The following is an 18,280-nucleotide window of genomic DNA, read 5'->3' as shown; positions in this document are numbered from 1 at the left end:
ATACCTAGATGAAACTTTCTCACCTCTCCCGCTGTATCACCTTAGGTGCATTAGCCACAGTTGGCGCCATCACATTCCCATTTACGTCCAGCGCAGACGAACAGGCGCTGCGTATCGAGCCCCTCAATTGGTGGGCAGGCATGCAACATAGTCAGCTGCAGCTGATGGTGCACGGCGAAAACATCGCTAAGGCCAAGGTAACCGTTAAGGCCGATGGCGTAACCCTTAAAGGCGTTGAGACCACAGAGAACCCCAACTATCTGTTTGTTAACTTAGATACCCAAGACGCCAAGGCGCAGACTTTTGAGCTGACATTTGAACAACCGGGCCAGCCACAAATTAGCGTGGCCTACGAGCTGCTCAAGCGCGACCAAGGCAGCGCGGCTCGCCAGGGCTTTAGCAACAAAGACGTTATCTATCTCATCACGCCGGATCGCTTCGCCAACGGCGATCCCGCCAATGACAACCAGGCGGACATGATAGAGCAAGCCGATCGCAGCAATCCGGGTGGCCGTCACGGCGGCGACATTCAGGGGATCATCAATAGCCTGGACTATCTGGCAGATCTTGGTGTCACTCAGCTGTGGATCAACCCGCTTACCGAAAATAATATGGCCGAATACTCCTATCACGGCTACTCGGTCACCGACCACTACCGTATCGATCCAAGGTTTGGCAGCAATGACGACTACCGCCAACTAGCCATCAAGGCGAAACAGAAAGGCATAGGTATCATCGCCGATGTGGTGGTCAATCATATCGGCGCTAACCACTGGTGGATGGATGATCTGCCCAGCCAGGATTGGGTCAACCGTCCTGAGGCCGCTGTAGATCAAGATTCCTCGGCCATCGATTTCACCACCCACAGACGTACCACACTGCAAGACCCCTACGCGGTTGCCAAAGACAAGCGCGACTTTAGCCACGGCTGGTTTGTCGAGTCCATGCCGGACCTTAACCAAGAGCAGCCACAGCTTGCCAACTACCTGATCCAAAACAGCATCTGGTGGGTAGAATACGCTCATCTGAGCGGCATACGCGAAGACACCTACTCCTACGCCGATAAGGATTTTCTGGTCGATTGGACCCGCGCCATCATGACTGAGTATCCCAAGTTCAACATCGTCGGCGAAGAGTGGACGGGCAACCCAATAACCGTTTCCTACTGGCAGAAGGGCAAGGTCAATCAAGATGGCTACCAGTCAGAATTGCCGAGCCTGATGGACTTCCCCCTCTATGAAACCCTTATCAAGGCGCTGAGCGAAGAGGAAGGCTGGAGCGAAGGCATGATGCGCCTGTATGAGTTTCTCGCCAACGATGTGGTCTATGCCGACCCGACGCAACTTGTACTGTTCGAAGGCAACCACGACACCAACCGCCTCTACAGCCTGCTGGGTGATAACTTAGCCCTGACCAAGATGGCACTGGCCTACGTGCTCACCAGCAACCGCATTCCGCAGATCTTCTATGGTTCAGAAATTTTGATGAAAAGCCCGACCAAAGATCGTAATGATGGTATCACGCGCTCAGATTTCCCCGGTGGCTGGCACGGAGATGCTATCTCAGTTTTTGATAACAAAGGGCTGAGTGACGATCAAGCGTCCATGCTGAACTTCACCCGCGCCCTGCTTAACTTCCGCAAACAGGCAGACTTCATCCACAACGGTGGCCTGCGCCACTATGTGCCTCAGGATGGCGTATATGTGCAGATGCGCTGCGCCAAACAAGATTGCAGCGACAAGGCGCGCCTCATGGTGATCTACAACAAGTTGGATAAGGCGGTCGAAATGCCTCTCGCTCGCTACCGTGATCTGCTGGGCAGTGCCCGCACGGCTCAAGATGTGATCAGCGGTGATACCGTCACGCTGGATAAGACCCTCTCGATCAAGGGACAAGGCGTTACCCTGTTAGCCATCGAGGAAGCCAAATAATGACTAAGGCGCGTCCCGATTTGAATAGGCTCTTGAACAAGCCCTTGAACATTACTTTAAACATTCCCTTAAATAAGTTAAGTGCTGCCCTGTGCAGCGCCGCGCTGATGATCTCAGCCCAGGCCATCGCCCTGCCCCAGATGGAGGCAGCAACCAATGCAAAAACTGCTAGTGTCCAATCAAGTGACGCTCAGTCTACAAGCTGCGAGCGGGTGACCAAGCCAGTCATCTATCAGGTATTCACCCGACTCTTCGGCAATACCCAGACCGCCAACATCCCCTGGGGCACCAAGGCGCAAAACGGCGTAGGCAAGATGAGTGACTTTACCCCCAAGGCGCTAGAGAGCATCAAATCTCTGGGGGTCAGCCATATCTGGTATACGGGGATCCCCCACCATGCCTTGGTCGGCGACTATAGCCAGTACGGTATAAGCACAGACGATCCCGATGTGGTCAAGGGCCGCGCTGGCTCCCCCTATGCGGTGAAAGATTACTATAACGTCAATCCGGATCTGGCAGACAACCCCGCCAAACGCCTTGAGGAGTTCGAGGCATTGATCGCCCGCACCCACGAAGCTGGCATGCAAGTGATCATCGACATAGTGCCCAACCATGTGGCGCGCGGCTATCACTCGCTGTCGGCCCCGAAAGGCGTCACAGACTTCGGCGCAAGTGACAACACCCAGGTCAGTTACGCCAGAGACAACAACTTCTACTATGTAGTGGGCACGCCTTTCGAGGTGCCAAGCCTAAGCCCAGATTTAAAGCCCCTCGGCGGCGAGCCACATCCGCTAGTCGATAGCAAGTTTGACGAGTTTCCCGCCAAGTGGACCGGCAATGGCGCCCGCGCGGCCAGGCCAGATCAAAACGACTGGTATGAAACCGTTAAGATAAACTATGGCGTCACGCCAGATGGCAGCGAGGATTTTCCTCAGCTACCTGAGAGCTATAGCGATAAGTCAGCCGTCGAGCATTACGCCTTCTGGCAACGGGTGCCAAAAGAAAGCATCCCCAGCTCCTGGCTTAAGTTCAACGAGATCGCCCAATATTGGCTCGCCAAGGGCGTAGACGGATTTCGCTATGACATGGCCGAGATGGTGCCGGTTGCCTTCTGGAGCTATCTAAACAGCCACATCAAGCACACCAATCCCGATGCCCTGCTGCTCGCCGAGGTCTATGCCCCGAGTCGTTACCGCGACTATATTCACCTTGGCAAGATGGACTACCTCTATGACAAGGTAGGACTCTACGACAGCCTCAAGGCGATCATCCAGGGCAAGGCTGGCACCCAGGCGATCGAGCGCGATCGCAACAGCGTCGAAGATATCGCCGAGCATATGCTGCATTTTCTCGAGAATCACGATGAGCAGCGGATCGCCAGTCCTGAATTTGCCGGAGATCCCCTAATTGCCCTGCCCGCCATGGTGATCTCCACCACTCTAAGTCAGGCGCCCACCCTGCTTTATTTCGGCCAGGAGGTCGGCGAAGATGGCAGCGAAGACGCGGGCTTTGGCAAACCCAGCCGCACCAGCATCTTCGACTATATCGGCGTACCGGCCCACCAGCGCTTTATGAACATGGGTAAATTCGACGGCGGTCAGTCATCAAAAGAGGAGCTGAGTCTGCGAGCTTACTACGCCAAGCTGTTAAACCTCAGCCACAGCCTCAGCGCCCTAAGCGGTGAATATGGCGATCTACACAGGGCGAATATCGATCACGGCAAGGGCTATGATGCAGACCTATTTGCCTTCAGCCGCTTCGACGACAAACAAAAGCTCATCATCGTCAGCAACTTCTCTAAAGACAAGGCAAAGCAACTCACCCTAGAGCTACCACCAGCCTTAGTTAAACGCTGGCAACTCGCACCAGGCACCTACCCGCTTAAAGAGATGTTGAGTGATAAAGAGCCAACAGCACCATTGACCCTAACGACGAAGGGAGGCCAAGTCACACTAGATTTAGCACCTCTTGAGTCAAAGGTGCTCGTCGTAGGAGAGAAATAAGCCTACAGGCTCATCAGTTCAAGATATCAAAGCGAGTAGAACGAGTACCAAGCACCACACTCAGCCTACTCGCTTTTAATTTCGACTCATCCTGTCAGATTTACCGCCTTACTAAGAGGCGCATAAATGATTGGCTAAAATTAGCGACAAGGAGCAAAAGCCAACTTCTTTTTGTCCTATTAAATGAACCGTGAAAGTGGCTCTTACAAGGGTAAATGCAGGATCCGTGGTGGTCGCCACAGAATACGCACAGTCATATTTATGGCGATGATGTCAGCCATACAGTGCAATCCTGTTTTTAAGGGCTATTACCAGCGTCTCAAAGCGGCTGGCAAACTGCCGAAAGTAGCACTGATCGCCTGCATGCGAAAGCTCATCGTGATCTTGAATACCATGCTTAAGAGCAAGGAGCTGTGGTGCGTAAAAAACGGATAAATATATTGACTAAACACCACAGTCACTTGTTATGTTTATTTTACCAACTGCTGCAAAACTTCATTTTTTAGCCAAACTTTAGCCCTAATGACGATTTCTAGTTTGTCATTACCTATTTGTAGATCGTCTAGTGTCTTAGGGTGAGTGATTTGGTCTCTAATCTTGTTTGCAGCTAGAAAATTGTCCCACTCAACACCTTGAAACCCCAAGCTCTTAGGATTTACTCCACGAGCTTTAGCAATACTTTTACACGAGAATTTTAGAGTTTCTTTGAATCCTAGGAACTGCGGCTTTTTTGTGAGAGTTTGCCTAATGCGATCAAATTTAACTTCTTTTAGCTTGGCTTGTTCAGCTAGGTCAAATAGCTCTTCGAAGTTTTCACGCGCCAATACTTCTTGCCTAAATGCAAAAAGGAAGCCCTCGACGGTAGAGAAAAACGTTCTGATATAGGCACTTTCAAGAGCAGAGTTACCTCGATTTTCAAACAGGAACTTGCCCAATTCTTCTAAATCCGCATCTAGTTTTTCTACTAGATTGATGTAATCCGTCAAAACAACCTCCATAAACATAACGCCGCCAGCAGAGGCGACCAATACGTAAGTTACTTTGTGTTAGTTTGGCGTGGAGCGACAACACAAAGCAACCGGAGTGTTGGGCGTCCCAGCCACGCGTGTCTTCGCGTGGCTAATGCTGACAGGCCTTGTTATTTGCAGACTACTCAACCGTTAGGTTTTTCCTGCTTTTTATAGACAAAAGGTAACCAACCTTTAAGTGAAAATGCAGCAAAAACTATTAGTGAAATAGGTAGAGGCCACCAACCAAATAACTCTAGCATTCTATCTGCGGTCTCAGGGCCCGATAGAGTGCCGTCATTCAAATAATAAGCAAGAAATCCTGCTATGAATAAACCTGAGAACAGAAAAATCACAAGGTAAAGAAAGTAAAGTATTCGTCGTATGAACCACATGCTATTTCCATTTGCATATAACGCTAAGCACACGGGCGGAAAAACGCGATAGCGTTTGACGTCACAGCAGTCGCAGGCTGCGAGTGATGCGCCTTGTTACGTGTTTTTAACCAAACCATCTACTACCTCTGATGCCTCTTTTAAACCAGCACCTGTAATTTTGCGATACAGCTTGATTGCTTTTAACCTATGACCAGCTTTTACCGCAGAATGAACTTCAATCGGAACTAGGGGGCTATCGTCAAATTCAATACCCGTATGTTTGATAAGAGCGTCTACTTTAACTTCCAAAAAGCGAATTCTTTTCCGGTAAGTATCAAGTTGCGTATTAACAATCAGGTATAGCGCGACCAAGGACGGAAATAAAACTCCTAATAATTCAGCCAATCTGTCTACTCCTTAAAACACATAACAACTTATTAGTGAGACCTTGCAAGGTACGCTACCTTGTAAGGTAGGAGACCAAGCATGTAAATAAGTGAGGTCAGAGTAATCTTCTAAAGGAGGTGATTGGCGCATGTGGTTGGCTTTTTCATTCCCTGAATGGCGTAGTCGATGTTTGATTCGAGTTGGCCTAGCTCTGTCCTTAATTGGTGATAATTTAATCTATCTTGTCGGGGCTATACAACATGCCAGGTCACATTTAATCAAATATTTCTCTCTAAAAGAATCTATTCAAACCAGATCAGTTCCAATCGAAGAAGCGTTGAGATACGGGTGTAAGCACACTTTTGGCTCTCGGCGGCATGGCCAAATATGTTCCCTACATCTTTTGGCATTCCCTACATCCATGTAGGTCAGTGCCGCCGTGAAGCCTCCAGGGATAACTCTCTTTGACAAAAAGTCGGCGTGCCAAAAGCGTGCTTGCACATTCCCCCGCCGGGCAGGCGTTAGGTTGCAATGAAGGTATGACCTTCAATTGCCTCCCCAACATCCATTCAGGTCAGAAGACGCAAGCGTGTCACAGGCGTATCTGCACATAAGCCCACCGCAGGTGATAGGTTGCCATGAAGGTACGACCTTCAAACATTTCCCAACAAGCAATCGGGCAAACACCACAAGCTGAAAATCGAGAATCCTCGAACACCAAAAGAACAAAACCACCAGCCACAAAAAAGCCCTCACTCTGAGGGCTACTAACTCTTCTACCTTTAAATCCTATTTCTTACCCGGCCGACTTTCGGCCCAGGGATTAAAGGCTGGCTTTTGTTCAGTTTTACGCTCCGAGCTTTGATCTTTGCCACCGCGATCACCAGTCGATCCAGTTCCTGTCTCATTGCTCCTTGGCTTAGCTTTAGCAGGCCTAGCCTTCTTGTCTGTAGAATTACCTTTATAAGCTGATGCATTAGCTTGAGGCTTGGATTGTCCTCTAGGCTTATCTTCTCTACGCTTATCCTTAGCTCCCTTAGGGCCCTTCTCACCTTGGCTAGCCGCTGCTTCGCTACCCTTCTCGCTTTGAGCCTGCTCACGCTTTGCTTTAGGCACATAGTTGAGGATAGAGATAGGAACAGGCTTTCTCGGCGCAAAACCTTCTATCTCTCGGCGCTCAAGTAGATGATCAAGGCGGCTCTCGATCATGCAGAGGTTCTTAAAATCATCCTTAGACACCAGGGAGATCGCTTCCCCTTTGGCACCTGCTCGGCCGGTACGCCCGATGCGATGCACGTATTCATCGGCCGGAAACGGCAGATCATAGTTGATCACCAGCGGGAGGTTATCGATATCGATCCCGCGCGCCGAGATGCCGGTTGAGATAAGGTAAGCAATCTTACCCGCCTTAAAGTCCGCCAGGATCTGCTCTCGTACCGCCTGAGTTCGGCCGCTGTGAATACACTCGGCCTGAATGCCCCGCTTCTCCAGTTGGCTCACCAACTTGGCGGCACCATGTTTGGTCTCGATAAAAATAAGCGCCTGGGGCCAGGCATTATCTTTAATCAGCTGACTGAGCAGCGCCGACTTCTTATCCTTATCGACCGTGGTGATCCACTGCTCGATATCTGGCTGGCTGTCTTGATTCTTAGTGACCGACAGATGGATCGCCTTAGGTACCGCCTGTTTTGCCAGCTCTCGCACCGGGCGAGACAGGGTGGCGGAGAACAGCAGGTTTTGCCTCTCCTCTGGCAAAGTATCTAAGATCTTGGTGATATCCTCGATAAAACCCATATCCAACATGCGATCGGCTTCATCGAGCACCAGGAGTTCCACCTCGTCGAAGCGGATCGCTCTCTGGGTGTAGAGATCCCGCAGACGCCCCGGGGTGGCCACCACGATATCGACGCCCTCGATCAACTGCTGCTTCTGCGCCTGCACGTCGACGCCGCCATAAACGGCCATGGATACCAGCCCTAAGCCTTTACCATATTCGCCAATGCGCTCGTTTACCTGTAGCACTAACTCGCGTGTCGGCGCCAAGATGATTGCCCGCGCCCGCTTCTTGCGCTGTGTCTGCCCCTGCATCAGGGTCGTGAGCATAGGCAACACGAAAGTCGCCGTCTTACCACTGCCGGTTTGCGCCGCCGCGATCAGGTTTTTACCCTTGAGCGCCAGGGGAATGGCTTCTTGCTGAATAGGCGTTGGCTGGCTGTAGCCAAGTTGCTCAAGGTTAGTGAGCACAGCGTTTGGCAGGCCAAGGTTTGCAAAGGTCATGGATTCTCTCTCAGGGTCGCAAGGGCAAAAATCGTCAGCCAATCGAGCGGCTGGTATTTGAGGCGCGCTAGTATAACAGAGCCGTTTGCTAAGACTAGCCCAGTTTACCCAAAGTAAACCAATAATATAGGAAGCTTTAGTGATCTGGCATAAATAGCCTTAGCGCCTCTCAGCCAATCACTGTTAGCTATCTCTACCAGCTACCATAGCCCGCTTTTTGCTGGGCCTGGTCACCTATCCGATTTCATAATGGAAACTAACTTAACCTATCGCGCGTATCGAGTCACTATGGCCCTAACGATGTGTTAGCCGCCTAAGCAGCCACAGATAAAGCACTACTAGCACTCACAGATGGCCCAGTTAAGGATGACGTTAAAACTGGCCTGTGACGCGATAAACATCAGCGATAAAAGGAGCGATTATGAAAACACTATACACCCTTGCCGCGATCTTACTGTTAAGCGCCTGTGCGAGCAGCGATCCTGGCTCGACCCACACCATACACAACACAGGCGGCTTTTGTGACTTTCACTGTCAGCGCCTGGAAGATGAGCTGATCCGCCGAGACATAGAAGATCGCATCATAGAACGCGAAATCGACAGAGAGATCATCGACGAGCTGACGCCGCCAGACGATATCCCGGCAGAGCTTTATTAAGACGCAGTGCTGAACTGCGAGCTCAGGATAAGGCCAAGCCAAGGCCTTTCCATACTGTCTTGGTCACATTTTCATACAAAAGAAACAGTTTAGAGAAAGGTAAATTAGCCCGTCAGCGGCGTTATGAGTAATAATGAAGGGATAAACCAAGGCGCGGCAACTAATAATCCACGCAGTAAGAACTCGACGCAGTAAGTTTCACCCTTACAGCGTCATTAGCTGTCGAGTGCGGTTCACATAGCTAGTTTATAAAGCTTATTTAGCTAGAAGCGCAGCAGTTAGGATCTCGCCAGAGAGGCTGCGCCGGTATTGAAATCCCTCTGGCAGTGCAAAGGATTGACTATGGATGCCCCCAATTTTGCCCAAACGGCCACGCACGAACTTCACGATACCTTGCCCATCTGGCGCGAATTGATCTTCAAGCGCCTGTTTGGACTGCTTGCCATCTTATGTGTGCCCGTCTACATCACCAGTGTCTACCTCTGCATCCAAATGGGTCTGGTCGGCATGGCCGCCTTCGATACCTTGGCCTATCTGTTACTGCTCTACATCTTACTAGCGAGAGAATTGAGGCAGACGCTACGCTACTGCATAGGCTGTTTGATGTTCTTCGCCATCGGCGTGGCCTTCCTTATCACCATAGGCCCAACGGGCGCCGGGTTCTTCTGGCTGTTTATCTTCCCCCCGCTCACCAGCATATTAATTGGCAAACGCGCCAGCCTCTGTGCCCTGCTGCTTAACGCTGCGGCCCTGCTAGCCATAGGCTTGGTCTATCATACACAAGGCTTTCAATGGCCGGAGACCCAGGGCTATAGCAGCTTCATCTGGTTTGTAGTGGCGATAAACTTCATTGTCACCAATGCCATAGTCACTCAGTCCGCAGCCTTCCTGCTGGGTAAACTGACCCAGTCGCTGCGCTCGACCATAGCATCGCGGCGCGCAACCGTGATGGGGCTGGCAAAACTTGCCGAATACCGTGACAACGAGACCGGCGCGCACCTGATCCGTATGCAGCACTACGCCAAGATGCTGGCTACCCAGCGACAAACCGACATTGATGCACCTGCAGAGTTAACCGACGATTTTATTCAGGAGATCACCCTCTCTTCGATTTTGCATGATATCGGCAAGGTGGGGATCGCCGATGCCATATTGCTCAAGCCCGGACGGCTGACAGCGGAGGAGTTTGAGCAGATCAAGGCGCACCCGGTTATTGGCGCTCAGGTATTAGCCAGTCTACTTAGTTACGCGCCAGAGTGTCCTTACATAAAGATGGGGCGTGATATCGCCAGTGGGCACCATGAGTGGTGGGACGGCAGCGGCTATCCGGCTGGGCTCAAGGGGGAAGCAATTCCCCTCTCGGCCCGTATCGTCGCCCTGGTAGATGTGTATGACGCCCTGACCTCGCCGCGCTGCTACAAACGCCCCTTTAGTCATCAAGAGGCGCTGGAATTAATCCATCAGGATAAGGGCACCCATTTCGACCCTAAGCTGGTCGAGAGCTTTATCGCCATCAATCACAGGTTCGAACTGCTATCGAAGGCGTCTTTGTTCGAGCGGCCATCCAAACAGCCACTCAGGGGCCAGGTCGCCGTCGTGAGCAAATCTGAACTGGAAACCAGCCAGTAGCCTACTGATATTTGCGACCGCCATGGCTTAACCAACCCGCCGGGTGACGCCCTCTTGGATCATGGTGTGTCCAGTGGATCACACCGCCGCGATCGTTCCACTCATATTCGCCAAAGAAGCCCACACTGTCACCGACCTTGAGATCGGCAATGCGCGGCGCCAGCTCGATATTGTGGGCCACCAGCAGTGTCTGACCACTGGCCAGGCGCAAAATAAAACGCTGATGCCGACTGCCCTTGGTATCATCACTGAGCAGGCGAATCACCTCGCCTTCCCCCAGGATCTGAACGCCACTCTGCCTTTGCTCAAACGCCTGGCCCAGCAAGCCGTCATCGGCCAGGAGTGGCAAACTAACGGCGAACGACAAGATGATGAGTAACAGCCCACGGTAGAATCTATTCATAGCCTGATTTCCTTACTAGCTATCATTAACTTGCTATTCTTAACTTACCCATTAATTTAGTGATAAGGCGCAAGCACTTAAGTCCAAGCCACCTTTATTTGAACATGCTTTGATACACTCAATAGCGCTTGAACAGAAAATAGCGGGCCGGACTGGCATCAAACGCAGGGATTTCCCCCGCAAGGCTAAAACCCAGTTTTTGGTAAAAATCCGGCGCCTGAAAATCTAAGGTATCCACCTGAGCCTGCTGGCAACCGCGGCTAATTGCCACGCGCTCCGCCTCTAGCATCAAGTCGCGTCCGAGTCCTGTGCCGCGGGCCGATTCATCCACCCAGACCACATGGATGAGAAAGTTTTTATAGATGGTGCGACCATAGACGCCGCCAATCAGCTTACCGGTTTTGTCGTGCGCCAATACAGTCAAGGGCGCAGACGTCTCCTTGCCCATCTTGGCGCAGTTATACTGGCGCACACCATCGACCAAGGCATCGACCAGTTCGCTGTTTTCACCCTCAAGCTGGCTGACTGTGATACCTAGCTTAGATTCAAGCGCCTGTTTTTCTGTCTCAGGTTTCTCAATCACGGGATCTCCTTTCATCTGCATCTGCTCTATTCGTTATTATTTTTAATTTGTTACCGCAATTACTACGCTTACTTTACTAGCTGCATTAGCGCCAGGGTCATCTCGCCTGCGGAGATCTTTTTGCAGCTGCCGACATTTTGCCCGCACCAGAGGGGCGAGAAATCACTCATGCCGCGAGCCTCACTCGCCTTGCGTAGCTGCGCCATCAAGTTAGTCGCATAGGGAAAGGCCGGGGCCGAGTCGTTTATTGCCCCAAGCTCTGACATGGCGCGGTTAACCAGGCCCCTTGCCGGTCTACCTGAAAAGAGATTGGTTAGCGCAGTACAGCCTTCAGCCCTAACCGTACTCCCTTCAACCTTAATAGCATTCTCTATGGCCGCTCTATGCAGGCTTGAGGTATTGGCCTCATCACACAAGAGATAGGCGCTGCCCACCTGCACGGCGCTGGTGCCCATTGCCAAGGCGGCTTTTACCCCGTGCCCATCGCCTATGCCGCCAGCGGCGATCAGCGGCGCATCGACTCGCGAGGCGATCTCAGTCAGCAGGGGTTCCAATTTCACCTGAGTGCTCACATCGTCGCTGAGAAACATGCCGCGATGACCACCCGCCTCGACGCCCTGAACGATAATGCCATCCACGCCTCGCGCCGCCAGGTACTCGGCCTCGGCTACTGTGGTGGCACTCGAGATCACCTTGCTTCCCCAAGATCTCACCCGCTTAAGCAGATCCTCTTGTGGCAGGCCGAAATGAAAGCTAATCACCTCTGGCTTAAAGGCTTCTATGGCATCAGCGATCTCATGATTAAAAGGCATACGACTCGCGCCGCCTTGGCCGAGATCGGCCGCTATCTCAAGTTCATCAAAATATGGCGCTAATAGCTCATGCCAGCGCGCTTGGGCTCGATTGTCGAACGGCGGCAACTCATGGCAGAAGAAATTAAGGTTTAGTGGCGCGCTGGTTGCCGCCCGAAAACGTTTAATTTCATCGACTATCTGCGCCGAGCTCAACATGCCGCAGGGGATTGACCCAAGCCCACCGGCATTAGCCACGGCGATGGCGAGCCTGCTGTCTTGTACCCCAGCCATCGGCGCCTGAATAATAGGCAGCTCTGTACCCAGCAACGCCTTGAATTTTATTCTATTCATACCCCATCCTTAGTGAATCGACTCGAGCTTCATGTTCTGCATGATCGCATTGCTATGCTGACAGCTATCAACTAGTAGCGAATTCCTAGTAGCTAATTCCTAGTAGCTAATACCTAGTAACTGGCTCCTGAGAAACTACCTGCCAGGCTCGTGACCCTCATACCAGGGTAACTTGGCATCCATCTCCTCCCAATTAGCCTTGGAGGTGACGAAGTTATGAGATATGGGGCGTTCGCTGATTGGCGAGTCCAATATGCCGAGTCTAAGGCGAATACGCTTACTATCCTGATCGTTGGCGCTGTAGATGGGTGACGCGCAGCGACGGCAAAAATAGCGTCGCTTTCCAGGAGCAAACTCAAAACTTGTGAGGAAATCGGCCTTATCCGATAGATTGAAGTCCACCAATTCGACGAAACCATTGGTGGCGAATGCCGTGCCGCTAGATTTACGACACAGGGAACAGTGGCAATGAATGATATGACTTATGGGTCCGCTGATGGCGACTTTAATGCCACCGCATAGACAACTTCCTTGATACATGGCTTTCCCGATCCGGCTGTAAGTGACAACGAAAAATAACTGCAATAAATCGACTGCACAATTGTAATCGGTCCCTATGCTGCCACAACTTGCGACGTCAGATCAGTATAAATCTCTACGCTAAGCCCCTAAATTCCGTAACTAAATGTGGCAGAGCGTTGGATTTATCTTTTGCTATTGTTTTTGCAACTACTGACTGCCCTACCTTTTCACATATTTATGCCCTGTAAACCGAGCACTGAGTATTAAGTGAATGAGGCGCCCTCATTGAGAGAGCATCCCCGCAGTCACTTGCTGGCTTATCGCGGAGATTGCCACGAACTAACAGCCTGGCAGGTGAATACGTATGCAGCGCATTGCTCCCCTCGAGTCTTCCCTTCTAACATGGCTATCAATCATGGCTATCACTAATGACTATCACTAATGACTTTCATTCATAGCAGGCAATCTTACCTGCAGTCATGACAAGCAATAACCCTAACCCTAAAAACGACAATAAAAAGGTACACGGAATGACTTGCACCTCGACTCACTTCAAAAACCACCAAACGAGCCCCCAATCCAGCTCCCAGCCCAGATCCCAGCCCAGATCGCCGTTTCGCCCAACTACAAGCCTATCGGCACTCACCCTTGCCATAGCAGCGACCGGCATCATGCTGCCAAGCACTGGCCTGGCCAAGACTGTCTCCCTGACCTCGCCTGACAAGCAGATAGTGGTCAGCCTGAGCGATGATGATCAAACGCCGCGCTACAGCGTCAGCTTCCATGGCAAGAAGGTGATCGAACCCTCCAAGCTTGGAATGGTATTTGAATCTCTTGGGGAGTTTGGCACTGACTTTAGCATTCAAGAGGTCAAGCGCAGCAAGGCCGATGAGCGCTGGCAACAGCCTTGGGGCGAACGTGAATGGGTTGTCGATAAACACAATGGCCTGACAGCCACCCTGAGCAATGGTCAATACCGCTTTGACGTCGAGTTTAAGGTGTTCGATGATGGCATCGGCTTTCGCTACCAGATGCCGAAGCAAGGCGATTTAGACAAGCTCAACATCACTTCGGAGCTCACCGAATTTACCCTGCCACAACCGGAGAAAGTCACCGCCTGGTGGATACCGGCACGTGGCTGGAACCGCTACGAGTATCTATATCAGCAGACGCCACTCAAACAGGTCGATAGGGTTCATACCCCCTTCACCTTCACCCTGGGCGATGGGGTGCACATGAGCATCCACGAGGCGGCGCTGGTGGACTACGCTGCCATGACGCTGGATCAGCGCAGAGACGGCACCTTACGCGCCGATCTCACCCCTTGGTCAGATGGCATTCGCGTCAAGACCCAGGCGGGCTTTAGTACGCCTTGGCGCACCATACAGATAGCCGACAAGGCCACCGGCCTGCTGAACTCAGATCTTATCCTCAATCTCAACGAACCAAATAAGCTTGGGGATGTGGATTGGGTCGAGCCCGGCAAATACGTGGGGATCTGGTGGGGCATGCACCTCAACGAGAACACCTGGGGTTCAGGCGACAAACACGGCGCCACCACCTCCGAGACCAAACGCTACATGGATTTTGCCGCCGAGAACGGCTTCGCGGGCGTATTGGTGGAAGGCTGGAACATAGGTTGGGATGGCAGCTGGTTCCACAACGGCGACGTATTCAGCTTCACTCAGGCCTACCCAGACTTCGATCTCCCCGAGATCTCTGCCTATGGTGCCAGCAAGGGCGTTCGCCTAATAGGTCACCACGAGACCTCTGGCTCGGTCACCAACTACCGCAAGCAGATGAGCGATGCCTATGATCTCTATCAGCAATATGGCGTCACTCAGGTGAAGACCGGCTATGTGGCCGATGGCGGTGATATCAAGCGGGTCGACGAGCAAGGCATAGTGCGCCACGAATGGCATGATGGCCAGTTTATGGTCAACGAATACCTGCATAGCGTCACCGAGGCGGCCAAGCGCCACATCAGCATCAATACCCATGAGCCGATTAAAGATACCGGCCTGCGCCGCACCTATCCAAACTGGATCGCCCGCGAAGGCGCCCGCGGTCAGGAATTTAATGCCTGGGGCACGCCGCCTAATAATCCGTCGCACACCACCACCCTGGCCTACACCCGCATGTTGGCAGGCCCAATGGACTTCACCCCGGGGATCTTCGACCTTGCCCCTAAAGGCCTGGATGCAGTTAACCGGGTGCAAACTACACTGACCAAGCAGTTGGCCCTCTATGTGGTGCTCTACAGCCCGATCCAGATGGCCGCCGATCTGCCCCGCAACTACAAGCAGCATCCCGATGCCTTTAAGTTTATTAAGGATGTACCCACCGACTGGGCCCAGAGTATCGCCCTGGCCGGTGAGGTAGGTGAATATGTGGCCTTTGCCCGCCAGGAGCGTGGTGGCAAGAGTCAGGGCAAAGATTGGTATCTGGGCGCGATCACCGACGATGATGCACGTGAGATCGACATCAAGCTCGATTTCCTCGACCCGGCACTGAATTATGAGGCGCAGATCTACCGAGACGGCGACAAGGCCGATTGGCGCACCAATCCCTATGACTATGTGATTGAGACCCAAAAGGTGAATAGCAAGCAGCAGCTGACGTTAAAACTTGCCAGCAGCGGCGGCGTCGCCATTCGCTTCAAGGCGCTCTAACACTCTGATGCCTGCACTAGACATCTACCGCTGAAATCACTTTAGAGGATGCAAGTCTGTTTAGGCAGGCTTGCATCCTCTTTTCTATTTTGGCAATGCCCTTCGCCCTCTCCTGCGTTTGTCTGCCATATCGGGCCAAGGCCAATCATCTGCAACATTTGTTTACCTTTTTCCGGCGATTCCCCCCACATTTCTACGACTAAAGCCGCGATCCCTCATCCAAGCGCTAGCGTTATTCTGCTAAGGTGGTTTGTGCACTCCTAGCCCACGCAGAGCGAGCCAACGTTGGTCACTGTCCGACTAGCCTAGCTGAGTGCATAGCCAGTTCAATGCATAGTAAGTTGAGTGCAAAACAAGTTGAGTGCATATAAAGCATCTAAAAAATAACAAGAATGAAGAGCAGAACATGACAATCAAGGCATCTATCAGGAAGACCCTAGTATTCACCGCCATCTGCGCTGGCACCGCCCAAGCAGCCCCTCCGGCCACACCACTGCATCATGCAGCAAGCAGCCACTCGGCACTAAGCCAAAACGCACTAAGCCAAAGCACTCTTAACCAGAGCACACTAAATCAAAACGCACTTAACCAGAACGCATTGGGCCAGAGTCCTTATGCGGCACCCTCCCAGGAAGATCTGCGCCTGTATGAGATTGCCGGTGCGCCGCAGCCTGAACGCATACTGCAAGATATACAAACCTTAGTAGATTTTGGCACCCGCCATACCCTATCGAGCCAAACGGATAAAGAGCGCGGCATAGGCGCGGCCAGAAACTGGATCAAGGCCGAGTTTGAACGCATCTCCGCCGCCTGCGATCACTGCCTTGAGGTGATAGAGGTGGGCGACACGGTTTCAGGCAAACGCATTCCCGAGCCGACACGGGTGGTGAATATCATCGCCATTCAACGTGGCACCTTAGATCCTAACCGCGTGGTGATGATGAGCGGCGATATCGACTCACGGGTCAGCGACGTGATGAACGCCACCTCCTTCTCACCCGGCGCCAACGATAACGCCTCGGGGGTCGCCGGTGCCCTAGAGGCCGCTCGCGTCCTCAGCCAGTATCAGTTTGGTGGCACCATAGTCTACGCGGCGCTATCGGGCGAAGAGCAAGGCCTGTATGGCGGCGCTGGCCTGGCCGACTTTGCCAAGAAGCAGGGCTGGCAGGTCGAGGCCGTGCTCAACAACGACATGATAGGTAACATCGAGGGGATCAACGGTGTGGTGAGCAACCATACAGTACGGGTGTTTTCAGAGGGCGTGCGTATCGCAGAAACTCAGGCCGAGGCCAAGGAGCGTTACTTCAGCGGCGGCGAGAACGACTCCGCCTCGCGTAACCTTGCCCGTCATATCAAGGAGCTGGCCGACCAGTACATGACTAACCTGGATGTGCAGCTCATCTATCGACTCGATCGCTTCGGTCGCGGCGGCCATCACCTACCCTTTAACAAGGCGGGTTTCCCCGCGGTGCGCGTGATGGAAACCAACGAGAACTACAACCGCCAGCATCAGGACATACGCACGGAGAACGGCATCGCCTATGGCGACGTGATTGAGGGGGTAGATGAAGCCTTCGCCGCCAAGCTTACCGCCCTCAACGCTATCAGCCTGGCGTCTATGGCCTGGGCACCCGCGCCGCCAATACAGGTGAGCATCTCGGGACAGGTCTCGGCCGATACCCAGCTTAGCTGGCAGGCGGATGCCACCGCCGAGGTTGCCGGTTATCGTATCTATTGGCGCAAAACCACAGAGGCAGAATGGAGCCATAGCCGCTATGTGGGCAAGGTAAACAGTTTCACACTGAGCAACATGGTGATCGACAACTACCTGTATGGCGTTGCCGCCGTGGGCTTTAACGGTAACACCAGCCCTGTGGTGTTCCCCGGCGCGGCAGGTGCCTTCTTCCGCCCGGCAACAGATGTAGATTCAAATACGGCAAAATCGAACTAATGAATTCGTAAAATGAATTTGTAAAATGCATTCGTAAACTGAATGCGTGAAATGGATTCGCCAAAGGCTCAAAATAATGCATCTAAAATTTTGAGCCTAATTTAAACTAAGCTAAAAATAGGTCGCGAACGCGGCCTGTTTTTATCCAATAAAAATTGACAGACCAAAGCTTAAACCAATTAATATTATGGGATTTAAAGGGGCTCGTCAGTTCAGTCAATTTGACAACAACTACACTTACACCTAAAAGCAAAAGTTTTCACCGCAAAATTGATTTTTACTTTATTGAGCACCAATATTAGGTTAGAACGCCTAATCTTGCTAGCTTTTCACAATGCCGTTTTCTCCTGCTTTTTGCGTCATTATCGATACGAGTTTGGCCATGTTGCCCATTGTTACAAACCCCAACCCATGTAAAGCGGCTGGCTTGCCACATCCACTTTAACCAACTGTTTTTAAATGGGTATCCTTAGCCAGCCCCAGGCATTACCAGGTTAACAACAGGCTACGTAAAGGTTAATGCCTGATGATGAATACGTATGTAATCGGTTGTCGGTCGTTTCGGCTCAGGGTTAACATGCCTTGGTGTTTAATTTCATGTGTAACTTCCTATGAAATTGGCCAGGTCGACGCTCACCTCATCAGGCACTGAAGGCATGAGAGGCGGGCGCTAGAGTCTCTATCTACTCATCAAGGCTTAAACCCAGTGAATAAGCCTAGAGAAGTAGAACCCTA

Annotated in this window: 13 protein-coding genes and 1 pseudogene; 7 read left to right on the top strand and 7 right to left on the bottom strand. The window is 52.0% G+C overall.

Going from position 1 to position 18,280, the window contains the following annotated elements; translation table 11 throughout:
• The first annotated feature begins 8 nt into the window (after window positions 1-8).
• The 3 genes and pseudogenes from AYI87_RS02165 to AYI87_RS02155 all read left to right on the top strand — a co-directional run.
• Window positions 9-1,931 (top strand): glycoside hydrolase family 13 protein, encoded by a 1,923-nt coding sequence (locus AYI87_RS02165; protein ID WP_260865049.1) that lies wholly within the window; start codon window positions 9-11, stop codon window positions 1,929-1,931.
• Complete coding sequence (locus AYI87_RS02160; protein ID WP_144199179.1) at window positions 1,931-3,934, top strand: alpha-amylase family glycosyl hydrolase; 2,004 nt, start codon at window positions 1,931-1,933, stop codon at window positions 3,932-3,934. The genes AYI87_RS02165 and AYI87_RS02160 overlap by 1 nt, the downstream gene beginning before the upstream one ends.
• A gap of 183 nt (window positions 3,935-4,117) precedes the next feature.
• A pseudogene (locus AYI87_RS02155) lies at window positions 4,118-4,369 on the top strand (transposase); the annotation flags it as partial.
• Between the two features lie 35 nt (window positions 4,370-4,404).
• On the opposite strand, the gene AYI87_RS02150 reads toward AYI87_RS02155, so the two are convergent.
• From AYI87_RS02150 to AYI87_RS02140, 3 genes are all read right to left on the bottom strand, one after another.
• A complete protein-coding gene (locus AYI87_RS02150) occupies window positions 4,405-4,920 on the bottom strand; it encodes a hypothetical protein (RefSeq protein WP_144199177.1) in 516 nt (171 codons plus the stop codon).
• 512 nt (window positions 4,921-5,432) lie between these two features.
• The gene (locus AYI87_RS02145; protein WP_144199176.1) at window positions 5,433-5,723 is read right to left on the bottom strand and encodes a hypothetical protein; all 291 of its coding nucleotides are present in this window, start codon (window positions 5,721-5,723) and stop codon (window positions 5,433-5,435) included.
• A gap of 771 nt (window positions 5,724-6,494) precedes the next feature.
• Entirely contained in the window at window positions 6,495-7,982 is a 1,488-nt protein-coding gene (locus tag AYI87_RS02140; protein WP_144199175.1) for a DEAD/DEAH box helicase, read from the bottom strand.
• Between the two features lie 421 nt (window positions 7,983-8,403).
• Here AYI87_RS02140 and AYI87_RS02135 point away from each other — a divergent pair, with 421 nt between their 5' ends.
• Together AYI87_RS02135 and AYI87_RS02130 are read left to right on the top strand one after the other, a co-directional pair.
• Window positions 8,404-8,640, top strand: coding sequence for a hypothetical protein (locus AYI87_RS02135; protein ID WP_144199173.1), 237 nt, complete (start codon window positions 8,404-8,406; stop codon window positions 8,638-8,640).
• Between the two features lie 342 nt (window positions 8,641-8,982).
• Window positions 8,983-10,269, top strand: coding sequence for an HD-GYP domain-containing protein (locus AYI87_RS02130; RefSeq protein WP_144199171.1), 1,287 nt, complete (start codon window positions 8,983-8,985; stop codon window positions 10,267-10,269).
• A gap of 1 nt (window position 10,270) precedes the next feature.
• Here the strand turns inward: AYI87_RS02130 and AYI87_RS02125 are convergent, their stop codons facing one another.
• The 4 genes from AYI87_RS02125 to AYI87_RS02110 all read right to left on the bottom strand — a co-directional run bounded on the left by AYI87_RS02125 (window position 10,271) and on the right by AYI87_RS02110 (window position 12,940).
• Complete coding sequence (locus AYI87_RS02125; RefSeq protein ID WP_186300532.1) at window positions 10,271-10,672, bottom strand: DUF3465 domain-containing protein; 402 nt, start codon at window positions 10,670-10,672, stop codon at window positions 10,271-10,273.
• A gap of 118 nt (window positions 10,673-10,790) precedes the next feature.
• A complete protein-coding gene (locus AYI87_RS02120; protein WP_409928954.1) occupies window positions 10,791-11,204 on the bottom strand; it encodes a GNAT family N-acetyltransferase in 414 nt (137 codons plus the stop codon).
• Between the two features lie 119 nt (window positions 11,205-11,323).
• A complete protein-coding gene (locus tag AYI87_RS02115; RefSeq protein WP_144199167.1) occupies window positions 11,324-12,400 on the bottom strand; it encodes an NAD(P)H-dependent flavin oxidoreductase in 1,077 nt (358 codons plus the stop codon).
• 135 nt (window positions 12,401-12,535) lie between these two features.
• Window positions 12,536-12,940: a GFA family protein gene (locus tag AYI87_RS02110; protein ID WP_144199165.1), complete on the bottom strand. Its 405-nt coding sequence runs from the start codon at window positions 12,938-12,940 to the stop codon at window positions 12,536-12,538.
• A gap of 653 nt (window positions 12,941-13,593) precedes the next feature.
• On the opposite strand from AYI87_RS02110, the gene AYI87_RS02105 reads away from it, so the two are divergent.
• Together AYI87_RS02105 and AYI87_RS02100 are read left to right on the top strand one after the other, a co-directional pair.
• Complete coding sequence (locus tag AYI87_RS02105) at window positions 13,594-15,594, top strand: glycoside hydrolase family 97 protein (RefSeq protein WP_260865048.1); 2,001 nt, start codon at window positions 13,594-13,596, stop codon at window positions 15,592-15,594.
• A 406-nt stretch (window positions 15,595-16,000) separates the two neighbouring features.
• A complete protein-coding gene (locus AYI87_RS02100) occupies window positions 16,001-17,545 on the top strand; it encodes a M28 family peptidase (protein ID WP_144199161.1) in 1,545 nt (514 codons plus the stop codon).
• Window positions 17,546-18,280 lie beyond the last annotated feature (735 nt).

It is taken from the genome of Shewanella sp. KCT (genome assembly GCF_007636505.1).
Taxonomy (GTDB): domain Bacteria; phylum Pseudomonadota; class Gammaproteobacteria; order Enterobacterales; family Shewanellaceae; genus Shewanella; species Shewanella halotolerans.
Note: the sequence above shows the minus strand (reverse complement) of the source record. Positions and strands in the feature narration are given on the sequence as shown.

What these genes read in the sequence shown, in the direction of transcription:
- AYI87_RS02165 (WP_260865049.1), top strand. Translation starts at nt 9, where the DNA reads ATGAAACTTTCTCACCTCTCCCGCTGTATCACCTTAGGTGCATTAGCC.
- AYI87_RS02160 (WP_144199179.1), top strand. Translation starts at nt 1,931, where the DNA reads ATGACTAAGGCGCGTCCCGATTTGAATAGGCTCTTGAACAAGCCCTTG.
- AYI87_RS02140 (WP_144199175.1), bottom strand. Translation starts at nt 7,982, where the DNA reads ATGACCTTTGCAAACCTTGGCCTGCCAAACGCTGTGCTCACTAACCTT.
- AYI87_RS02135 (WP_144199173.1), top strand. Translation starts at nt 8,404, where the DNA reads ATGAAAACACTATACACCCTTGCCGCGATCTTACTGTTAAGCGCCTGT.
- AYI87_RS02130 (WP_144199171.1), top strand. Translation starts at nt 8,983, where the DNA reads ATGGATGCCCCCAATTTTGCCCAAACGGCCACGCACGAACTTCACGAT.
- AYI87_RS02125 (WP_186300532.1), bottom strand. Translation starts at nt 10,672, where the DNA reads ATGAATAGATTCTACCGTGGGCTGTTACTCATCATCTTGTCGTTCGCC.
- AYI87_RS02115 (WP_144199167.1), bottom strand. Translation starts at nt 12,400, where the DNA reads ATGAATAGAATAAAATTCAAGGCGTTGCTGGGTACAGAGCTGCCTATT.
- AYI87_RS02110 (WP_144199165.1), bottom strand. Translation starts at nt 12,940, where the DNA reads ATGTATCAAGGAAGTTGTCTATGCGGTGGCATTAAAGTCGCCATCAGC.
- AYI87_RS02105 (WP_260865048.1), top strand. Translation starts at nt 13,594, where the DNA reads ATGCTGCCAAGCACTGGCCTGGCCAAGACTGTCTCCCTGACCTCGCCT.
- AYI87_RS02100 (WP_144199161.1), top strand. Translation starts at nt 16,001, where the DNA reads ATGACAATCAAGGCATCTATCAGGAAGACCCTAGTATTCACCGCCATC.